Source organism: Nocardioides cavernae (genome assembly GCF_013410035.1).
In the GTDB taxonomy this organism is placed as follows: Bacteria; Actinomycetota; Actinomycetes; order Propionibacteriales; family Nocardioidaceae; genus Nocardioides; species Nocardioides cavernae_A.
Genome location: NZ_JACCBW010000007.1, coordinates 13,236 through 30,650 on the forward strand (window position 1 = coordinate 13,236; position 17,415 = coordinate 30,650).

Annotated in this window: 16 protein-coding genes; 10 read left to right on the forward strand and 6 right to left on the reverse strand. The window is 72.8% G+C overall.

All coding sequences use genetic code 11. The features are described 5' to 3' along the window. The first annotated feature begins 17 nt into the window (after nt 1-17). Entirely contained in the window at nt 18-1,811 is a 1,794-nt protein-coding gene (locus tag F4692_RS19835; RefSeq protein ID WP_257030101.1) for a proline--tRNA ligase, read from the forward strand. Between the two features lie 269 nt (nt 1,812-2,080). On the opposite strand, the gene F4692_RS21910 is transcribed toward F4692_RS19835, so the two are convergent. Both F4692_RS21910 and F4692_RS21915 read right to left on the reverse strand, forming a co-directional pair. Continuing rightward, complete coding sequence (locus tag F4692_RS21910) at nt 2,081-2,509, reverse strand: ferritin-like domain-containing protein (protein ID WP_179621470.1); 429 nt, start codon at nt 2,507-2,509, stop codon at nt 2,081-2,083. Continuing rightward, nucleotides 2,506-3,000 (reverse strand): hypothetical protein, encoded by a 495-nt coding sequence (locus tag F4692_RS21915; protein WP_179621471.1) that lies wholly within the window; start codon nt 2,998-3,000, stop codon nt 2,506-2,508. Before F4692_RS21915 ends, F4692_RS21910 begins: the two co-directional genes overlap by 4 nt. Before the next feature lie 116 nt (nt 3,001-3,116). Between F4692_RS21915 and rimP the strand changes: the two genes are divergently transcribed. The 8 genes from rimP to F4692_RS19885 all read left to right on the forward strand — a co-directional run bounded on the left by rimP (nt 3,117) and on the right by F4692_RS19885 (nt 11,350). Beyond that, the gene (gene rimP, locus F4692_RS19850; protein ID WP_179621472.1) at nt 3,117-3,611 is read left to right on the forward strand and encodes a ribosome maturation factor RimP; all 495 of its coding nucleotides are present in this window, start codon (nt 3,117-3,119) and stop codon (nt 3,609-3,611) included. After that, nucleotides 3,611-4,588, forward strand: a complete 978-nt coding sequence (gene nusA, locus F4692_RS19855; RefSeq protein WP_179621473.1) for a transcription termination factor NusA — start codon at nt 3,611-3,613, stop codon at nt 4,586-4,588. The genes rimP and nusA overlap by 1 nt, the downstream gene beginning before the upstream one ends. A 117-nt stretch (nt 4,589-4,705) precedes the next feature. Next, nucleotides 4,706-5,014, forward strand: a complete 309-nt coding sequence (locus tag F4692_RS19860) for a YlxR family protein (RefSeq protein ID WP_308645403.1) — start codon at nt 4,706-4,708, stop codon at nt 5,012-5,014. Between the two features lie 99 nt (nt 5,015-5,113). Continuing rightward, nucleotides 5,114-7,939 carry a translation initiation factor IF-2 gene (gene infB, locus F4692_RS19865; protein ID WP_179621475.1) on the forward strand — a complete coding sequence of 942 codons (2,826 nt, stop codon included), beginning with the start codon at nt 5,114-5,116 and terminating at the stop codon, nt 7,937-7,939. Nucleotides 7,940-8,049: 110 nt separating this feature from the next. Further along, nucleotides 8,050-8,550, forward strand: a complete 501-nt coding sequence (gene rbfA / locus F4692_RS19870) for a 30S ribosome-binding factor RbfA (RefSeq protein WP_179621476.1) — start codon at nt 8,050-8,052, stop codon at nt 8,548-8,550. Then, nucleotides 8,550-9,419, forward strand: coding sequence for a tRNA pseudouridine(55) synthase TruB (gene truB / locus F4692_RS19875; protein WP_179621477.1), 870 nt, complete (start codon nt 8,550-8,552; stop codon nt 9,417-9,419). The genes rbfA and truB overlap by 1 nt, the downstream gene beginning before the upstream one ends. Nucleotides 9,420-9,440: 21 nt before the next feature. Beyond that, on the forward strand, nt 9,441-10,376 hold the full coding sequence (locus tag F4692_RS19880; protein WP_179621478.1) for a bifunctional riboflavin kinase/FAD synthetase: 936 nt from the start codon (nt 9,441-9,443) through the stop codon (nt 10,374-10,376). After that, the gene (locus F4692_RS19885) at nt 10,373-11,350 is read left to right on the forward strand and encodes a hypothetical protein (RefSeq protein ID WP_179621479.1); all 978 of its coding nucleotides are present in this window, start codon (nt 10,373-10,375) and stop codon (nt 11,348-11,350) included. The genes F4692_RS19880 and F4692_RS19885 overlap by 4 nt, the downstream gene beginning before the upstream one ends. Nucleotides 11,351-11,495: 145 nt before the next feature. Here F4692_RS19885 and F4692_RS19890 read toward each other — a convergent pair whose 3' ends face one another. Genes F4692_RS19890 through F4692_RS19905 form a run of 4 tightly spaced genes read right to left on the reverse strand, consistent with a single transcriptional unit; the run spans nt 11,496 to nt 15,636 of the window. Beyond that, nucleotides 11,496-11,738, reverse strand: a complete 243-nt coding sequence (locus tag F4692_RS19890) for an HPr family phosphocarrier protein (protein WP_056602465.1) — start codon at nt 11,736-11,738, stop codon at nt 11,496-11,498. 51 nt (nt 11,739-11,789) lie between these two features. After that, nucleotides 11,790-13,910: a PTS fructose transporter subunit IIABC gene (locus F4692_RS19895; RefSeq protein ID WP_179621480.1), complete on the reverse strand. Its 2,121-nt coding sequence runs from the start codon at nt 13,908-13,910 to the stop codon at nt 11,790-11,792. Further along, nucleotides 13,907-14,872, reverse strand: a complete 966-nt coding sequence (locus tag F4692_RS19900; RefSeq protein ID WP_179621481.1) for a 1-phosphofructokinase family hexose kinase — start codon at nt 14,870-14,872, stop codon at nt 13,907-13,909. The genes F4692_RS19895 and F4692_RS19900 overlap by 4 nt, the downstream gene beginning before the upstream one ends. Continuing rightward, complete coding sequence (locus tag F4692_RS19905; RefSeq protein ID WP_179621482.1) at nt 14,869-15,636, reverse strand: DeoR/GlpR family DNA-binding transcription regulator; 768 nt, start codon at nt 15,634-15,636, stop codon at nt 14,869-14,871. The genes F4692_RS19900 and F4692_RS19905 overlap by 4 nt, the downstream gene beginning before the upstream one ends. 86 nt (nt 15,637-15,722) lie before the next feature. Here F4692_RS19905 and ptsP point away from each other — a divergent pair, with 86 nt between their 5' ends. Then, entirely contained in the window at nt 15,723-17,411 is a 1,689-nt protein-coding gene (gene ptsP, locus F4692_RS19910) for a phosphoenolpyruvate--protein phosphotransferase (protein WP_179621483.1), read from the forward strand. Nucleotides 17,412-17,415: the final 4 nt, after the last annotated feature.

The following is a 17,415-nucleotide window of genomic DNA, read 5'->3' on the forward strand; positions in this document are numbered from 1 at the left end:
CACCTATCCTTGCGCCCATGACTGGCCGCATCCTCCGCATGTCGACCCTGTTCGTGCGCACCCTGCGCGACGACCCCAACGACGCCGAGGTGCCGAGCCACAGGCTGCTGGTCCGTGCCGGCTACATCCGCCGCAACGCGCCGGGCATCTACACCTGGCTGCCGCTCGGCCTGCGCGTGCTGCGCCGCATCGAGAACATCATCCGCGAGGAGATGGACGACATGGGCGCCCAGGAGCTGTCGTTCCCCGCGCTGCTGCCCAAGGAGCCCTACGAGGCGACCAACCGGTGGACCGAGTACGGCCCCAACATCTTCCGGCTCCAGGACCGCAAGGGCGCCGACTACCTGCTCGGCCCCACGCACGAGGAGATGTTCACCCTCGTGGTGAAGGACCTCTACTCGTCCTACAAGGACCTGCCCCTCTCGATCTACCAGATCCAGACCAAGTACCGCGACGAGGCGCGTCCCCGCGCCGGCCTGCTGCGCGGGCGCGAGTTCGTGATGAAGGACTCCTACTCCTTCGACGTCACCGACGCCGGGCTCGAGGAGTCCTACCAGAAGCACCGCGACGCCTACATCCGCATCTTCGACCGGCTCGGCTTCGAGTACGTCATCGTCAAGGCGACCTCCGGCGCGATGGGCGGCTCGGCGAGCGAGGAGTTCCTCGCCAAGGCCGAGGTCGGCGAGGACACCTACGTCCGCTGCACCCACTGCGACTACGCCGCCAACGTCGAGGCGGTGGCCGTACGCGCGCCCGCAGCGGTGTCGACGGCGTCCGACAACTGGGGCGACGCGCCGGCCGCGCACGCCGAGGACACGCCCGACACCCCGACCATCGACTCGCTCGTCGACCACCTCAACGAGGCGTACCCCCGCGACGACCGTCCCTGGGCGGCCGGCGACACCCTCAAGAACGTCCTGGTCGTGCTCAAGCACCCCGACGGCACCCGCGAGCCCCTCGCCATCGGCGTCCCCGGCGACCGCGAGGTCGACCAGAAGCGCCTCGAGGGCCAGCTCGAGCCGATCGAGGTGGAGGCGATGGACGAGGCCGAGCTCGCGAAGCACCCGGCGCTGGTGAAGGGCTACATCGGTCCCGAGGTGCTCGGGGAGGAGTCGAAGTCCGGCATCCGCTTCCTGGTGGACCCCCGCATCGCCGAGGGCACCCGCTGGGTCACCGGCGCCAACGTCCCCGGCTCCCACGTCATCGACATGGTCGTCGGTCGCGACTTCACCCCCGACGGGACCATCGAGGCCGCCGACGTCCGCGACGGCGACGCCTGCCCCAACTGCGACGAGGGCACGCTCGAGTCGGCCCGCGGGGTCGAGATGGGCCACATCTTCCAGCTCGGCCGCAAGTACGCCGAGGCGCTGGGGCTGCAGGTGCTCGACGAGAACGGCAAGCTGGTCACCGTCACGATGGGCTCCTACGGCATCGGTCCGTCGCGCGCGGTGGCCGCGATCGCCGAGGGCACCCTCGACGAGATCGGCCTGTGCTGGCCGCGCAACGTGGCGCCCGCCGACGTCCACGTCGTCGCCGCCGGCAAGGACGAGGCGATCGCCGCCGCGGCCGAGCAGCTCGCCCAGGACCTCAAGGCCGCCGGTCTCGAGGTGCTCCTCGACGACCGCACCGGCAAGGTCAGCCCGGGCGTGAAGTTCAAGGACGCCGAGCTCATCGGCGTCCCGACGATCGTCACCGTGGGCCGGGGCCTCGCCGACGGCAACGTCGAGGTCCGCGACCGTGCCTCCGGTGAGCGCGAGGACGTCGCCGTCGGAGCCGCCGTCGCGCGGATCACCGACATCGTCCGCTCCTGAGGGGGCTCGGTACTGCAAGTTTGTGCGGTGCAGGAACATGCAAGTCCGATCCACTTTCCACCGCATCGGAACGAATGCATGATTGTGCATGTCGCCGGGACCACCCCCACAGGCCCCGCGGCACAGGGTGATGCTGACCAACCCCATGAGCGGTCCGCGTCCTCGGCCTTTGGGAGAGATCTCGGGACTTTCCCAAAGGTTGGGGCCGCGGGCCGCTCTCAGCATGTCCGGACACGCGGACGTCGCGGCCGTCCCGGCCGCCGCACCGCTCAGCCCAGCTCGGGTGCCCCCGGCCACGTCACGGGCTCGGCGCCCTGCGTGACCTGCCAGGTCGCCGACCAGACCGCCTCGGTGAGCGCCCACTCGCGCACGTCTCCCGAGGACCGGGCGACCAGGGCGAGGAGGACCTCGGCGCTGGTGGCCTCGAGGTCGAGCGCGGCCTGCACGACCTGCGCCGGGCGCCGCACCGGGCCGGGCAGGGCGTACGCCACCTCGGCCGCCACGGGCGTACCCCCCGCGTCCACGACCATGAGGCGCAGCTGGTCGCGGCGGGCACGGTGGCGCCGGTAGGCCGTGGTGAGTGCGTCGTACGTCGCCGGTGTCGCGGCCTGGGAGGTGCGCGCTCCGAGGACGCCGTAGGTGTAGACGGCCGCGTGCTCGTCGGCCAGCGTCGCCTGCAGGGCGTCGAGGACCGTCACGCGCGGGCTCCGTCGGCCAGGGCGGCGGCGTGCTGGGCGGTGGAGGCCACGATGCTCGCGAGCACGCGGGCCAGGTCGCCGCTCGCGGCGTCCACGCACCCGCGCCGGACCTCGCGCAGGAGGCGCTGCTCCGCGCGACGGACGGCGGCGAGCGCGGCCGGGGCCGTGACGACGGGCGGCGCGGACGGCGTCGTCGCGGCGTCCGGCACCGCGCCGAGGAGGACGTCGAGGTGGGCGGCGTGCGCGGTCGCGAGCGGCTCGAGCCGTGGGGTGAGGTCCGGGGCCGACAGGGTCGCGGCCTCGATGACCGACCGGGAGAGCACGAGCGCGGCGACGACGGAGGCGACGAGGGCCGAGTCCTCCGGCGGGGGAGCGGTGGCGGGGGCGGCGCCGTCGCGGGCGGGTGGATCGATGTCGCAGCCGGCCAGCAGGACGGGTGTCACGAGCGCGGTGCCGACGGCCGTACGGCGGGTCAGCGGGCGTCCGGGCACCCCACGACCCTACCCAGTGCCGGGGTCGGTCCGGACCGGTCGGCCGGGGATGTCGACGCGCTGGAGCCGGCGGCTAGGGTGTTCACTCGACAACTGCACAAGGAGGTCGGATCCACATGAGCCCAGCCCACCAGGACACCACCCGGGACCGCATCGAAGCGGAGCTGGTCGACCCCTTGCGCGTGATGGACCTCGACGTCGAAGCCGTCGAGATCACCCCGGCCGGCAAGCGTCGCGTGCTGCGGGTGGCCGTCGACAAGGACGGCGGGGTGACCCTCGACGACGTCGCCGACGCGACGCGCGAGGTCAACCGCGTGCTCGACGAGTCCGACGTGATGGGCGAGCAGCCCTACACGCTCGAGGTGACCTCCCGCGGCGTCGACCGGCCGCTCACGCTGCCGCGCCACTGGCGCCGCAACCAGGACCGGCTGGTCAAGGCCAGCCTCCGTGACGGCTCGAGCCTCACCGGACGGGTCCTGTCCTCGACGGAGGAGGCGGTGACCCTCGACGTCTCCGGGCAGCGGCGGGAGGTCGCGTACGCCGACGTGACGAAGGCGCTCGTGCAGATCGAGTTCAACCGCAAGGCCGACACGGACGAGAAGGACGACTGATGGACATCGACCTGAGCATCCTGCGCATGCTGGAGCGGGAGAAGGAGATCTCCTTCGAGGTGCTGGCCGAGGCCATCGAGCAGGCCCTGCTGACCGCCTACCAGCGCGCCACCGAGTCCCAGCACCCCGCGCGCGTCGAGCTCGACCGCAAGACCGGGCACGTCACCGTGTGGGCGCGCGAGGTCGACGACGAGGGCACCGCGGGCCCGGAGTACGACGACACGCCCCAGGGCTTCGGCCGCATCGCCGCGACGACCGCGAAGCAGGTCATGCTGCAGCGCCTGCGCGACGCCGAGGACGAGATCCGGTTCGGCGAGTTCGCCGGCAAGGAGGGCGACATCATCTCCGGGATCATCCAGCAGGGACGCAACCCCGACGACGTGATGGTCGACCTCGGCAAGCTCGAGGCGCTGCTGCCCGTCAGCGAGCGGGTCCCGGGGGAGAAGTACGTCCACGGCGAGCGCATCAAGTGCCTCGTGACCTCGGTCCGCAAGGGCATGCGGGGTCCGCAGATCACCCTGTCGCGCTCCCACCCGACCCTGGTCAAGAAGCTCTTCGCCCTCGAGGTCCCCGAGATCGCCGACGGCACGGTCGAGGTGGCCGCCATCGCGCGCGAGGCCGGCCACCGCACCAAGATCGCCGTCCACTCCACCGTCCCCGGGGTCAACGCCAAGGGCGCCTGCATCGGTCCGATGGGCCAGCGGGTGCGCAACGTGATGGTCGAGCTGCACGGGGAGAAGATCGACATCGTCGACTGGGCCGAGGACCCGGCCGAGCTGGTCGCCCACGCCCTGTCGCCGGCTCGGGTGAACTCGGTCGAGATCGTCGACCTCGCTGCGCGGTCGTGCCGCGTCGTCGTCCCGGACTTCCAGCTCTCCCTCGCCATCGGCAAGGAGGGCCAGAACGCCCGGCTCGCCGCGCGGCTGACGGGCTGGCGCATCGACATCCGTTCGGACGAGGCGCCCGCCCCGCAGTAAGGAGCGGGCGAGCCGCCGGTGCCCGCCCAGTTAGTGGACAGGTGGCCTCACCGGCTATTGTTGAGGACAGTGGCCACCACGTCTGACACCCCTGCGCCCGGACCCGTCCGGACCTGCGTGGGTTGTCGGGCCAAGGCCGCTGCGAACGAGCTGCTCCGCGTGGTCGCGGGCTCGGACGCCGAGGGCCGACCGGCCCTGGTGCCCGATCCGGATCGCCGGGCACCCGGCCGCGGGGCGCACGTCCACCCCACGCCCGAGTGTTGGCAGCTCGCGGTGCGACGCCGAGCCTTCCCCCGGGCCCTCCGCTCGGGCGAGGCACTCGGCACCGCGCTGGTGGAGGAGCTCCTCCGGGAGGCCCCCGCCGCGCACGCACCACCGTCCGGATCACCGCAGCACCGACCAGGAACTGGAGCACACAGCTCATGAGCACTCGATGAGTAACTCGTAATGAGTGTGCACACCCACTAGCTGTTCCGTCTCCCCTCTCCTTCTGGGGTCACGGACCAGAAGGAGCGAAAAACCACCGTGGCAAAGACCCGAGTCCACGAACTCGCCAAGGAGTTCGGAGTCGAGAGCAAGTTCGTTCTCGAGAAGCTCAAGGAGATGGGGGAGTTCGTCAAGTCGGCGTCGTCGACCGTCGAGCCCCCCGTCGAGATGCGCTTCAAGAAGCAGTACGGCGACGAGCTGAAGGCCGCAGCGGCCGCAGCGCCCGCCGAGACGGCGGCGCCGGCTGAGAAGCCCGCCGCCAAGAAGGCCGCGCCGAAGCCCGGTCCCAAGGCCCCGGCCGCCCCCGTCGAGGAGGCGGCACCCGCCGCCGAGGCACCCGCGACCGAGGCACCCGCGACCGAGGCACCCGCGACCGAGGCACCTGCGACCGAGGCACCTGCCGCAGCCGCACCTGCCGCTCCGGCCGCCAGGCCCGGCCCCAGGCCCGGCCCCAAGGCCCCGGCCGCCGAGCCCGAGGCCCCGACGGCCGAGCCCGAGGCGCCCGCCGCCCCGGCCGCGAAGTCGCCGAGCCCGGCTCCCCGCCCGGTCGGCCGGCCCGGTGCGCCGCGCCCCGGCAACAACCCGTTCGCCCCGAGCCAGGGCATGGGCCAGCGTCCCGCCCCGCGCACCGGTGGCGACGACAACCGCCCGCCGCGTCCGCCGGCCGGTGGTGGCGAGGCCCGTCCGGGCATGCCGCGTCCCAACCCCGCGATGATGCCGAAGTCCCCGGCGGCGTTCGGCAACGGTCCGGGCGCCCGTCCGGCCCGTGGCGGACCCGGTGGCGGCCCCGGCCGTCCCGGTGCCCCCTCGCGCGGTGGCGCTCCGGGTCGCGGCGGTGCTCCGGGTGGAGCCCCGGGCGGTGCCCCCGGGCGTCCCGGTGGCTTCGGCCCGTCCGGTGGCGGTCGCCCCGGTGGCGGTCGTCCCGGCCAGCGCGGCCAGACCCAGGGCGCGTTCGGTCGCCCCGGCGGCCCGTCGCGTCGCGGTCGCAAGTCGAAGCGCGCCCGTCGCCAGGAGTTCGAGGCCATGGAGGCCCCGACGATCGGCGGCGTGCGCGTCCGCAAGGGCAACGGCGAGACCGTCCGTCTCCCGCGTGGCGCCTCGCTGACCGACTTCGCCGAGCGGATCAACGTCGACGCGGCAGCGCTCGTGCAGATGCTGTTCTCGCTCGGCGAGATGGTGACCTCGACCCAGTCGGTCGGTGACGAGACGTTCGAGCTGCTCGGCGAGGAGCTCAACTACGTCGTGCAGATCGTCTCGCCCGAGGACGAGGACCGCGAGCTGCTCGAGACGTTCGACCTCGAGTTCGGTGCCGACGAGGGCGACGAGGGCGACCTGGTCGTACGCCCGCCGGTCGTGACCGTCATGGGTCACGTCGACCACGGAAAGACCAAGCTCCTCGACGCGCTGCGCAACGCCAACGTCGTCGACAAGGAGGCCGGTGGCATCACCCAGCACATCGGTGCCTACCAGGTCCACACCGAGGTCGAGGGCGAGGACCGTCGCATCACCCTCATCGACACCCCCGGTCACGAGGCGTTCACCGCCATGCGTGCCCGTGGTGCCCAGGCCACCGACATCGCGATCCTCGTGGTCGCGGCCGACGACGGCGTGATGCCGCAGACGGTCGAGGCGCTCAACCACGCCAAGGCCGCCGAGGTGCCGATCGTCGTGGCGGTCAACAAGATCGACAAGCCGGAGGCCGACTCGACGAAGGTCCGCGGCCAGCTCACCGAGTACGGCCTGATCCCCGAGGAGTACGGCGGCGACGCGATGTTCGTCGATGTCTCGGCCAAGGCCAACCTCAACCTCGACAAGCTGCTCGAGGCCGTCGTCCTCACCGCCGACGCGTCCCTGGACCTGCGGGCCAACCCCGACCAGGACGCCCAGGGCCTCGTCGTCGAGGCGCACCTCGACCGGGGCCGCGGCCCCGTCGCGACCGTGCTGGTCCAGCGCGGCACGCTGCGGGTCGGCGACTCGATCGTGGCGGGTCCGGCCCACGGCCGTGTCCGCGCCATGCTCGACGAGCACGGCAACGAGATCGCCGAGGCCGACCCGTCGCGTCCGGCGATGGTCCTGGGCCTCTCGGCGGTGCCGGGTGCGGGCCAGAACTTCATCGTGGTCGAGGACGACCGCATGGCCCGCCAGATCGCCGAGAAGCGCGAGGCGCGCGAGCGTGCGGCCATGCAGGCCAAGCGTCGCGTGCGTCGCAGCCTCGAGGACTTCATGGCCTCCATGGAGAAGGGCGAGAGCCAGGAGCTCAACCTCATCCTCAAGGGCGACGTGTCCGGCTCGGTCGAGGCCCTCGAGGACGCGCTGTCGCAGATCGACGTCGGCGACGAGGTGTCGCTGCGCGTGATCGACCGCGGTGTCGGTGCCATCACCGAGACCAACGTCGACCTGGCGGCTGCCTCCGACGCGATCATCATCGGCTTCAACGTCCGCCCGCAGGGCAAGGCGACCGAGATGGCCGACCGCGAGGGCGTGGAGATCCGCTACTACACGGTGATCTACCAGGCCATCGAGGAGATCGAGGCCGCGCTCAAGGGCATGCTCAAGCCGATCTACGAGGAGTCGACCCTCGGGCAGGCGGAGATCCGCGAGATCTTCCGCTCGTCCAAGGCCGGCAACATCGCAGGCTGCATGGTCACCTCGGGTCTCATCCGCCGCAACGCCAAGGTGCGCGTCATCCGCGACGGCGCGGTCGTCCAGGACAACCTGGACCTGGCCTCGCTCCGCCGCGAGAAGGACGACGCCTCCGAGGTCCGCGAGGGCTTCGAGTGTGGTCTGGTGCTCCGCAACTTCCAGGACATCAAGATCGGCGACATCGTCGAGTCCTTCGAGATGCGCGAGATCCCGCGCGGCTGATCGATCCGCAGCACCACCCGAGTCGGCGTCTCCCCACCGCGTGTGGGGAGGCGCCGACTCGGTACGTTGGAGTCGAGCCACGAGCCGACCTGCCCGAGAGAGTGAGCACCATGAGCAGCAACCCCCGCGTGCGGAAGATCGCCGACCGGATCCAGGTGATCGTCGCCGAGATGCTCGAGCGCCGGATCAAGGACCCGCGTCTGGGCTTCGTGACCGTCACCGACGTCCGCGTCACCGGCGACTCCCAGCAGGCGTCGATCTTCTACACCGTCCTCGGCGCCGAGGAGGAGCTCGCCAGCACCGCGGCGGCGCTCGAGTCGGCCAAGGGCGTCATCCGCTCCGAGGTCGCCAAGCAGCTCGGCATGCGGATCGTGCCGTCCCTGACCTTCATCCCCGACGCGCTGCCGGAGAGCGCGCGTGCGCTCGACGAGGTGCTCGAGCGCGCCCGCCAGCAGGACGAGGAGGTCGCCGCGCGCCGCGTGGAGGCGTACGCCGGTGAGGCGGACCCCTACAAGAAGCCGCGCGTCGTCGAGGACGACGAGGACGACGAGGACGACGAGGACGACGCCGACGGCGCCGGCAGGGCCCACCCAGAGGACCTCGACGACTGATGGCCGACCCCGGTCTGGTCGTCGTCGACAAGGCCCCGGGCATGACCTCGCACGACGTGGTGGCCCGGGTGCGCCGGCTCGCCGGCACCCGCAAGGTCGGCCACGCCGGCACGCTGGACCCGATGGCGACGGGTGTGCTGGTGCTGGGCGTCGACCGCGCCACGCGGCTGCTCGGGCACCTCATGCTCACCGAGAAGTCCTACGACGCCACGGTGCGGCTGGGCGTCTCGACGACCACCGACGACGCCGAGGGCGAGGTCGTCGCCGAGACCGCCGCCTCGTTCCACCAGCCCGGTCTGGTCGCGGCGGAGTTCGAGGAGCTCGTCGGGGACATCGAGCAGGTGCCGACCGCCGTCTCGGCGATCAAGGTCGACGGCAAGCGCGCCTACCAGCGGGTGCGCGACGGGGAGCAGGTCGAGCTCAAGGCGCGGCCGGTGACGATCCACGAGCTGGTGGTGCACGACCAGCACGTCGTCGGCGACTGGCTCGACGTGGACATCTCGGTGCGCTGCTCGTCCGGCACCTACGTCCGGGCGATCGCCCGCGACGTCGGGCAGGCCCTCGGGGTGGGCGGGCACCTGACCGCGTTGCGGCGTACGGCTGTCGGTCCATTCGGTCTCGACGTGGCACGCACCCTGGAGCAGCTCGGCGACGACCTCGCGATGGTGCCGATCGCCGCTGCGGCGCGAGCGTCCTTCGCCGGCGTGGACCTCGACGAGGAGCAGGCCTCGCACGTGCGCTTCGGCCGTCCGCTCGACCTCGCCCTGCCGGGTCCGGGCGCGCACGCGGTCTTCGCTCCCGACGGTGAGTTCCTCGCGCTCTACGAGGCGCGGGGCGAGCAGGCCCGACCGGTCGCCGTCTTCGTCTGAGCGCGCCAGTAGGCTTCGCGCGTGCAGATCTGGCGTGACGTCGACGACGTGCCGGCCGACCTCGGCCGCACGGTCGTCAGCATCGGCAACTTCGACGGCGTGCACCTCGGGCACGCCCACGTGCTGCGGGAGGCGCGCGCGACCGCCGACCGGCTCGGCATCGACACGGTCGTCGCGGTGACGTTCGACCCGCACCCGATGGCCGTGCTGCGGCCCGACCACGCCCCGCCGACGCTGACCTCCATCGACACCCGCGCGCGGCTGCTGGAGTCGGCCGGCGTCGACTCGATCCTGGTGATCGGCTTCGACCGCGAGATCGCCGCCTGGTCGCCGGAGCAGTTCATCGACCGGATCCTCGTCGACGCGCTCCACGCCGGAGCCGTCGTGGTCGGCGCCAACTTCCGCTTCGGCGCCAAGGCCGCCGGCGAGGTCGCCACGCTCGTCGAGGCGGGCGCCACCCGCGGCTTCGAGACGGTCGGCGTGCCGCTGGACGGCGGCCCGCAGGTGTGGAGCTCGACCTACGTCCGCCAGTGCCTGTCCACCGGCGACGTCGCCGGCGCGACCGAGGCGCTGGGCCGCCCCTTCACCGTGCGCGGCACGGTCGTCGAGGGCGACAAGCGCGGCCGCGAGCTCGGCTACCCGACGGCCAACGTCCCGATCCCACCGATCGACGCCGCGCCGGCGGACGGCATCTACGCCGGCTGGCTGACCCGGCTCGACACCGGGGAGCGCTTCCCCGCCGCGATCTCGGTGGGCACCAACCCGACCTTCGAGGGCGAGCGCGAGCGCCGCGTCGAGTCCTACGTCCTGGGCCGCGACGACCTCGAGCTCTACGGCGTCGAGGTGCTCGTCGAGTTCGTCGAGCGGCTGCGCGGCATGGTGAAGTTCGAGGGCATCGACGCGCTGCTCGAGACGATGGCCGACGACGTGCGCCGCGCGCGCGAGCTCCTCGGGTGACGCAGGACCGCACCCCGGTCGAGGCGTGGTTCCTCGACCACGGCCTGCCCTACTTCGTCCCCGAGGAGCGCGCCGCCGCGCGCGCCGGGCTGCGACCACGGAGGCTGGCGGGGCTCGCGTTCGCGCTGCTGGTCCTCGCCGCCGGCGCCGGTCTCCTCGCGTGGTCCTCGGACGCCTGGGCCGCCGGGCCGGCGCTGTGGCTCTCGGTCACCGTCCTCGGCCTGCTGGCGTACGCCGCGACCGCGCTCCACGCCCGCCCGATCCTCGCCTTCGCGCTGTCCCGCACCCTGGGCAGCGTGCGGTTCATCGCGCCGATGGCGTCGCGGGCGCTGCCCCTACTGCTGGTCTTCGTGACGTTCCTCTTCGTCAACGCCGAGGCGTGGGAGATGACGTCCAACCTGCCCTTCGGGCTGCTGTGGTTCACCGTGCTGCTGATGTTCGGCCTCGCGGTGCTGTTCCTGCTGGTGCGGCTGCCGGAGGAGGTCGACCGGGTCGACGACGAGGTCGACGACGAGTTCGTCGTACGCGCGTGTGCCGGCACGCCGCTGGAGCAGGCGAGCCGGGAGGTCGCCGCCGACCCCTCGATCGACCCGCTGGAGCACGCCCAGGTGTCCGGCTTCGAGCGGTGGAACCTCATCCTCGTGCTGCTGGTGATCCAGGCGGTGCAGGTCCTGCTGCTGTCGGTGACCGTCTTCGTGTTCTTCATGCTGTTCGGGTCGCTGGTCATGGAGACCGCGACGCAGGAGTCGTGGACCGGCCGCAGCGACGTCGGCAACGCGCCGTTCCTGCCGCAGGCGTCGCTGTCGCTGATGAAGGTCTCGCTCTTCCTCGCGTCCTTCAGCGGGTTCTACTTCACCGTCTCGGCCGTCACCGACGACACCTACCGGCGGCAGTTCTTCTCGGTGGTGGAGAGCCACCTCGAGCGGGCCGTCGGGATGCGCGCGGTGTACGTCGCCACGCGCTCGCGCCCCTGAGCGGTGCGTGAGCCACCTTCTCGGGGCTCGGAACGTGTCTCACGCACCGACCGGCAGCGTGTCGGGGCCGGACATGGGTGTGGGCGGTGCGTGAGCCACCTTCCAGACCTGCAGAACGTGGCTCACGCACCGCCCACGGGGCGTCTCAGGCGTCGAGGTCCTGCTCGACGAGCGCGGCGATCGCGTCGACCGCGGCCTGGTCGTCACCGGCCACCTCGACGGTGTCGCCGTTGCCGGCGCCCAGGGTCATGATCATCAGCGAGGAGCTCGCGTCGACCCCGTTGATGGTCACGTCGGAGCCGAGCTCGCCCGCCTTCTCGGCGATGATCGCGGCGGGACGGGCGTGCAGGCCGACGGCGGAGCCGACGACGACGGACTTGCTGGGCATGGTTCTCCTTGGGTTGTCGGGAGGGTTGTCGGGCGTACGGTCGGGCTGGGGTCAGACAGTAGCGAGGTCGGTGTCGCGGCGACCCATGCTCTTGAGGGCGACGACGAGGGCGGTCGACACGAGCACCCCCGCGACCAGGGCGACGAGGAACCACACCTTGTTGTCGACCGCGAAGAGCACGAAGATGCCGCCGTGCGGGGCGCGGAGCCCCACGTCGAGGCCCATGGAGAGGGCGCCGGTCACCGCGCTCCCGGCCATGATCGACGGGATCACCCGCAGCGGGTCGGCCGCCGCGAACGGGATGGCGCCCTCGGTGATGAAGGACGCGCCCATCAGCCAGGCGGCCTTGCCGTTCTCGCGCTCCGGGACCGTGAACAGCCCGGGGCGGACGACGGTCGCGAGCGCGAGGGCGAGCGGGGGCACCATGCCGGCGAGCATGACCGCGGCCATGACCTTGAGCTCGGGAGCGTCGGTGGCGGTGGCCGCGGCACCCAGACCGGCGGTGGCGAAGGCGTACGCCGTCTTGTTGAGCGGCCCGCCCATGTCGAAGGCCATCATCAGGCCGAGGATCACACCGAGCAGGACCGCGGAGCCGCCCGAGAGGCTGTTGAGGCCGTCGGTGAGGTTCGACATGAGGCTGGCGAGCGGCCGGCCGAGGATCACGATCATCACGAAGCCGGAGATGAGGGTGGCGAGCAGGGGGATGACCAGCACCGGCATCAGGCCGCGGGCCCAGGTCGGGACCTTCCAGGACGCGATCCAGTGGGCGCTGACGCCGGCGAGGACACCGCCGACGATGCCGCCGAGGAAGCCGGAGTTGATGATGCCCGCGACCGCGCCCATCACGAAGCCGGGCGCGATGCCGGGGCGGTCCGCGATGGCGTACGAGATGTAGCCGGCCAGCGCCGGCACGAGGAAGCCGAAGGCCGCGGCGCCGAGCGAGAACAGCAGCGAGCCGATGTAGAGCATGAACCCGGAGTCGCCCGGGACGCGCTCGAGGCCGAGGGCCGTCGGGTCGGGGAGGTTGAAGAAGGTGTTGCCCGTGACGATGTCGCCGGCGGGGCCGGTGACCTCGTAGCCGGCGAACAGGAAGCCGAGGGCGATCAGGAGGCCGCCGGCGGCGACGAACGGGATCATGTAGGACACGCCGGTCATCAGGACGCGGCGGATCCGCCCGCCCCACGACTCGTCGGCCGTGGTCGACCCGCCGCCGGCGGCGGAGGCGTCGCCCTCGACCCTCGGCGAGCCGGCCGGGTCGGCGGCGTAGCGCAGGGCCTCGGCGATCATCGCGTCGGCGTCGTCGATCGGTCGCTTCACGCCGGAGCTCACCATCGGCTTGCCGGCGAACCGCGAGCGGTCGCGGACGCCCACGTCGACCGCGAAGATGACGGCGCCGGCGGCGGCGATGGTGTCGGGGGACAGCGGCGTGGAGCCGGCCGAGCCCTGTGTCTCGACCTGGAGGCGTACGCCCGCGCGCTCGGCGGCGGCCTCGAGGGCCTCGGCGGCCATGTAGGTGTGGGCGATGCCGGTCGGGCAGGCGGTGACCGCGACCAGCGACGGCGTGTCGCCCGACGGAGCAGCCGACGCGGAGGTGCCGGTGGCGGCGGGCGTCGAGCCGCCGACCGGTGCGGAGCCCGCGGCGGGCGCCGTCTCGCCCTGGGTCGGGGTCGCGGTGCCGGAGGGGGCACCGGAGGCGGGGGCGGCGGACCTCTGCGGGGCGGGCTCGCCGAGCTCGTGGGTGACGAGGTCGACGACCTCCTCGACGGACTCCGCGTGGCGCAGGGCGTCGGTGAAGGCCGGCTTGACCAGGGCGCGGGCCAGCTTGGTGAGGATCGTCAGGTGGTCGGCGTCGCCGTCGGCGGGAGCCGCGATGAGGAACGCGAGGTCGGCCGGTCCGTCCTTGGCGCCGAAGTCCACACCCGGCTCGAGACGGGCGAACGCCAGGGTCGGGGTCTCGACCCCGGAGGTGCGGCAGTGGGGGATCGCGATGCCGCCGGGGAGCCCGGTCGCGGAGGTCGACTCGCGGGCGAACGCGTCGGTGACGAGCTGGTCCTTGTCGGTCGCGCGCCCGGCGTCGTCGACGACCCCGGCGAGCGCCCGGATGACGTCGTGCTTGTCCGAGCCCCAGTCGGCGCCCAGCCGGACGAGCTCGGTGGTGATGAGTGCGGTCATGGTGTGCCTTCCGGGGGAGCAGTCAGTGCGGTGACGCCGACGAGCTCGGTGCGGAGCTGCGAGGGCTGGGGGATGGTCGTGCCGGGAAGACCTGCGGCGGCGCTGCCGTAGGCGACGGCCAGAGCCAGGCGCTCCGGGGCGGGGAGCCCACGGATGTCGCCGAGCAGGTAGCCGAAGAGGCTGGAGTCGCCGGCACCCACGGTGCTGACGACGGTCGTGGGCGGCGGCGACGCGTGCCAGGCGCCGTCGGGCGTGACGAGCACGGCACCGTTGCCGCCGAGGGTCGCGAGGACGGCGCCGACGCCGCGGTCGATGAGCTGCCGGGCGGCCCTGGCGGTGGCCCGCGGGTCGGACTCGAGCTCGTCGGCGTCGCCGCCGGTGAACGACGCGAGCTCCTCGCCGTTGGGCTTCATCAGGTCCGGGGCCGAGGCCGGGAGGGCGTCGACGAGCGCCTGCAGCGGCGCCTCGCTGGTGTCGACCGCCACCCGGCCGCCGACCTCGCGGAGGCGGCGTACGAGCTCGGCGTAGTACGACGGCGGGGCACCCGCCGGCAGGGAGCCGGCGAGCACGGTCCAGTCGGCGCTGGACGCCCGGACGAGGACGGCCTGGGCCATCAGCTCGAGGTGCAGCGGCAGCACCTCGGCGCCGGGGGAGTTGAGCTTGGTCGTGGTGCCGTCCGGCTCGGTGATGGTGAGGTTGACGCGGACGTCCCCGGCGGGGCGCACGGGGCGGCAGTCGATGCCGGCGCCGAGGAGCTCGAGCACGAACGGGTCGTCCTTGGCGGCGGGCACGACGGCGATGCTGGGGATGTCGGCGCTGACGGCCGCGCGGGAGATGTTCACTCCCTTGCCGCCGGCCTGCGACGTCACGGACGCGACCCGGTGGACCTGGCCGCGGGCGAGCTCGCCGTCGAGGGCGACCGTGCGGTCGATGCTCGGGTTGGGGGTGAGGGTCAGGATCATGCGATCACGACCTCGATCCCGGCGGCCTCGAGGGCGCGGCGGTCGGCGGGCTCGATGTCGCTGTCGGTGACCAGGACGTCGAGGCTGTCCAGCGTGGCGAAGCGCACGGCCGTCTCGACCCCGAGCTTCGTGGAGTCCGCCAGCACGACCGTCTTGCGCGCACACGCGATCATGGCACGCTTGCTGGCCGCTTCGTCACTGTCGGGCGTGGTCAGCCCGTGCCCGACGGTGAGCCCGTTGGTCGCGATGAAGGCGACGTCGGCGCGCAGGTCGGCCAGCGCCGCCACCGTGTCGGACCCGACGGCGGCGTGGGTGGTGGGTCGCACCTTGCCCGGGAGCAGGTGCAGCTCGATCTGCGGCAGGCCGGCGAGCCGCGTGGCCACGGGCACGGCGTGGGTGATCACGGTCAGCCGGTGGTCGCGGGGGAGGGCGGCGGCGAACCGCGCGGTGGTGCTGCCGGCGTCGATGACCACCACCGAGTCCGGCGGGGGGAGCAGGGCGACCGCGGCGCCGGCGATCGCCTCCTTGGCCTGCGTGTTCGACTGGTCACGCTCGCCGATCCCTGATTCGATGACCGAGAGGGAGCCGGCAGGCACCGCACCACCGTGGACGCGGCGGACCAGTCCCATCCGGTCCAGCGTCGACAGGTCGCGGCGGACCGTCTCGGTGGTGACCTCGAACTGCTCGGCCAGCTGGACCACGGACAGCCGACCCCGCCGACTGATCAGGTGAGCCATCGCCTGCTGGCGTTCTTCCGCGTACATGGTCCACCTCCGGGGTGATCTGTGTATGTGTTGTTTTAGTCCCGAACGTGTTGCTTGTCAACATCCCGGTGTTCTACGGTGTGTCCATGACCACACCCGAGTCTTCCTCCACGTCGTTGAGCGGGACCCCGGTCGTGCCGGGCGTCGCCGCCGGTCCGGTGCTGCACGTGCGTGGGGAGGTCTCGCCCGACGCGATCGCCCGCTACGGCGACGGTGACTTCGCCGGCGCGGACGCTGCGCTGGCGGCGTACGACGGGGCCGCGGAGGCCGTGGCGGAGACCTTCTCGTCGAAGGCGGCCAACGCCCAAGGCGCGGCAGCCGAGGTGCTGACCGCGAGCGCGGGCCTGGCCCGCGACAAGGGCCTGCGCTCCGCGGTGGCGAAGAACCTGCAGGCCGGGCAGGGACCCGTCACGGCGGTGCAGGGCGCGGTCGACCAGTTCGTCACGATCTTCACCACCATGGGCGGCCTCATGGCCGAGCGGGTCACCGACCTGCGCGACATCGAGCGCCGCGTGGTCGCGCACCTCGTCGGCGAGCCCGCGCCGGGCGTTCCGACGCCGACCGAGCCCTCCGTCCTCGTCGCCGAGGACCTCGCGCCCAGCGACACCTCGGGCCTCGACCCCGCCCTCGTCACCGCGCTGGTGACCGAGCGCGGCGGGGCCACCAGCCACACCGCGATCATCGCCCGCCAGCTCGGCATCCCGTGCGTGGTCGGTGCGGCCGGGATCATGGAGGTCCCGGCGGGCACCTTCGTCGTCGTCGACGGCGAGGCCGGCACGATCGAGCAGGGGGCCGACCCCGACGAGGCACGCGGCCGCGTCGAGGAGAGCCGCCGGCTGCGCGAGGAGCTCGCCAGCTGGAGCGGCCCGCCGTCGACCTCCGACGGCCTGCCGTTCAAGCTCCTGGCCAACGTCGCCGACGGTGCGTCCGCGGAGTCCGCGGGCACCGAGCCGGTCGGCGGGGTGGGCCTGTTCCGCACCGAGCTGTGCTTCCTGGACCGCAAGGAGGAGCCGACGGCCGAGGAGCAGGCCGACATCTACAGTGCCGTCCTCGCGCCCTACTCCGACGGGCGCTACGTCGTCGTCCGCACCCTCGACGCCGGGTCGGACAAGCCGGTCGCCTTCGCCACCCACGACGGCGAGGAGAACCCCGCCCTCGGCGTGCGCGGCCTGCGGCTCAGCTTCGACAACCCCGGTCTGCTCGACCGGCAGCTCGACGGCATCGCCGCGGCGGCCGAGCGCACCGGCACCGAGACCTGGGTGATGGCGCCGATGGTCGCCACCGTCGCGGAGGCCGCGGACTTCTCCGCCAAGGTCCGCGGGCGCGGGCTCAAGGCCGGCGTGATGGTCGAGATCCCCAGCGCCGCCCTGCTCGCGCACCGGATGCTGGAGGTCGTCGACTTCCTCTCCATCGGCACCAACGACCTCACCCAGTACGCCATGGCGGCCGACCGGATGGCCACCGACCTGGCGCACCTGACCGATCCCTGGCAGCCGGCCGTGCTCCAGCTGATCGCGATCACGGCCCACGCCGGCACCGAGGCCGGCAAGCCGGTGGGCGTGTGCGGCGAGGCCGCCGCGGACCCCCTGCTCGCGACCGCGCTCATCGGGATGGGCATCACGTCGCTCTCGATGGCGGCGCGCGCCGTACGCCCGGTCGGCGCCCAGCTGGGCCGGGTGAGCTTCGAGACCTGCGAGGCCGCCGCCGAGGCCGCCCTCGGCGCCCCCGACCCGATGGCCGCGCGCGCCGCCGTGCGCGAGCTCCTCGGCCACTGACCGT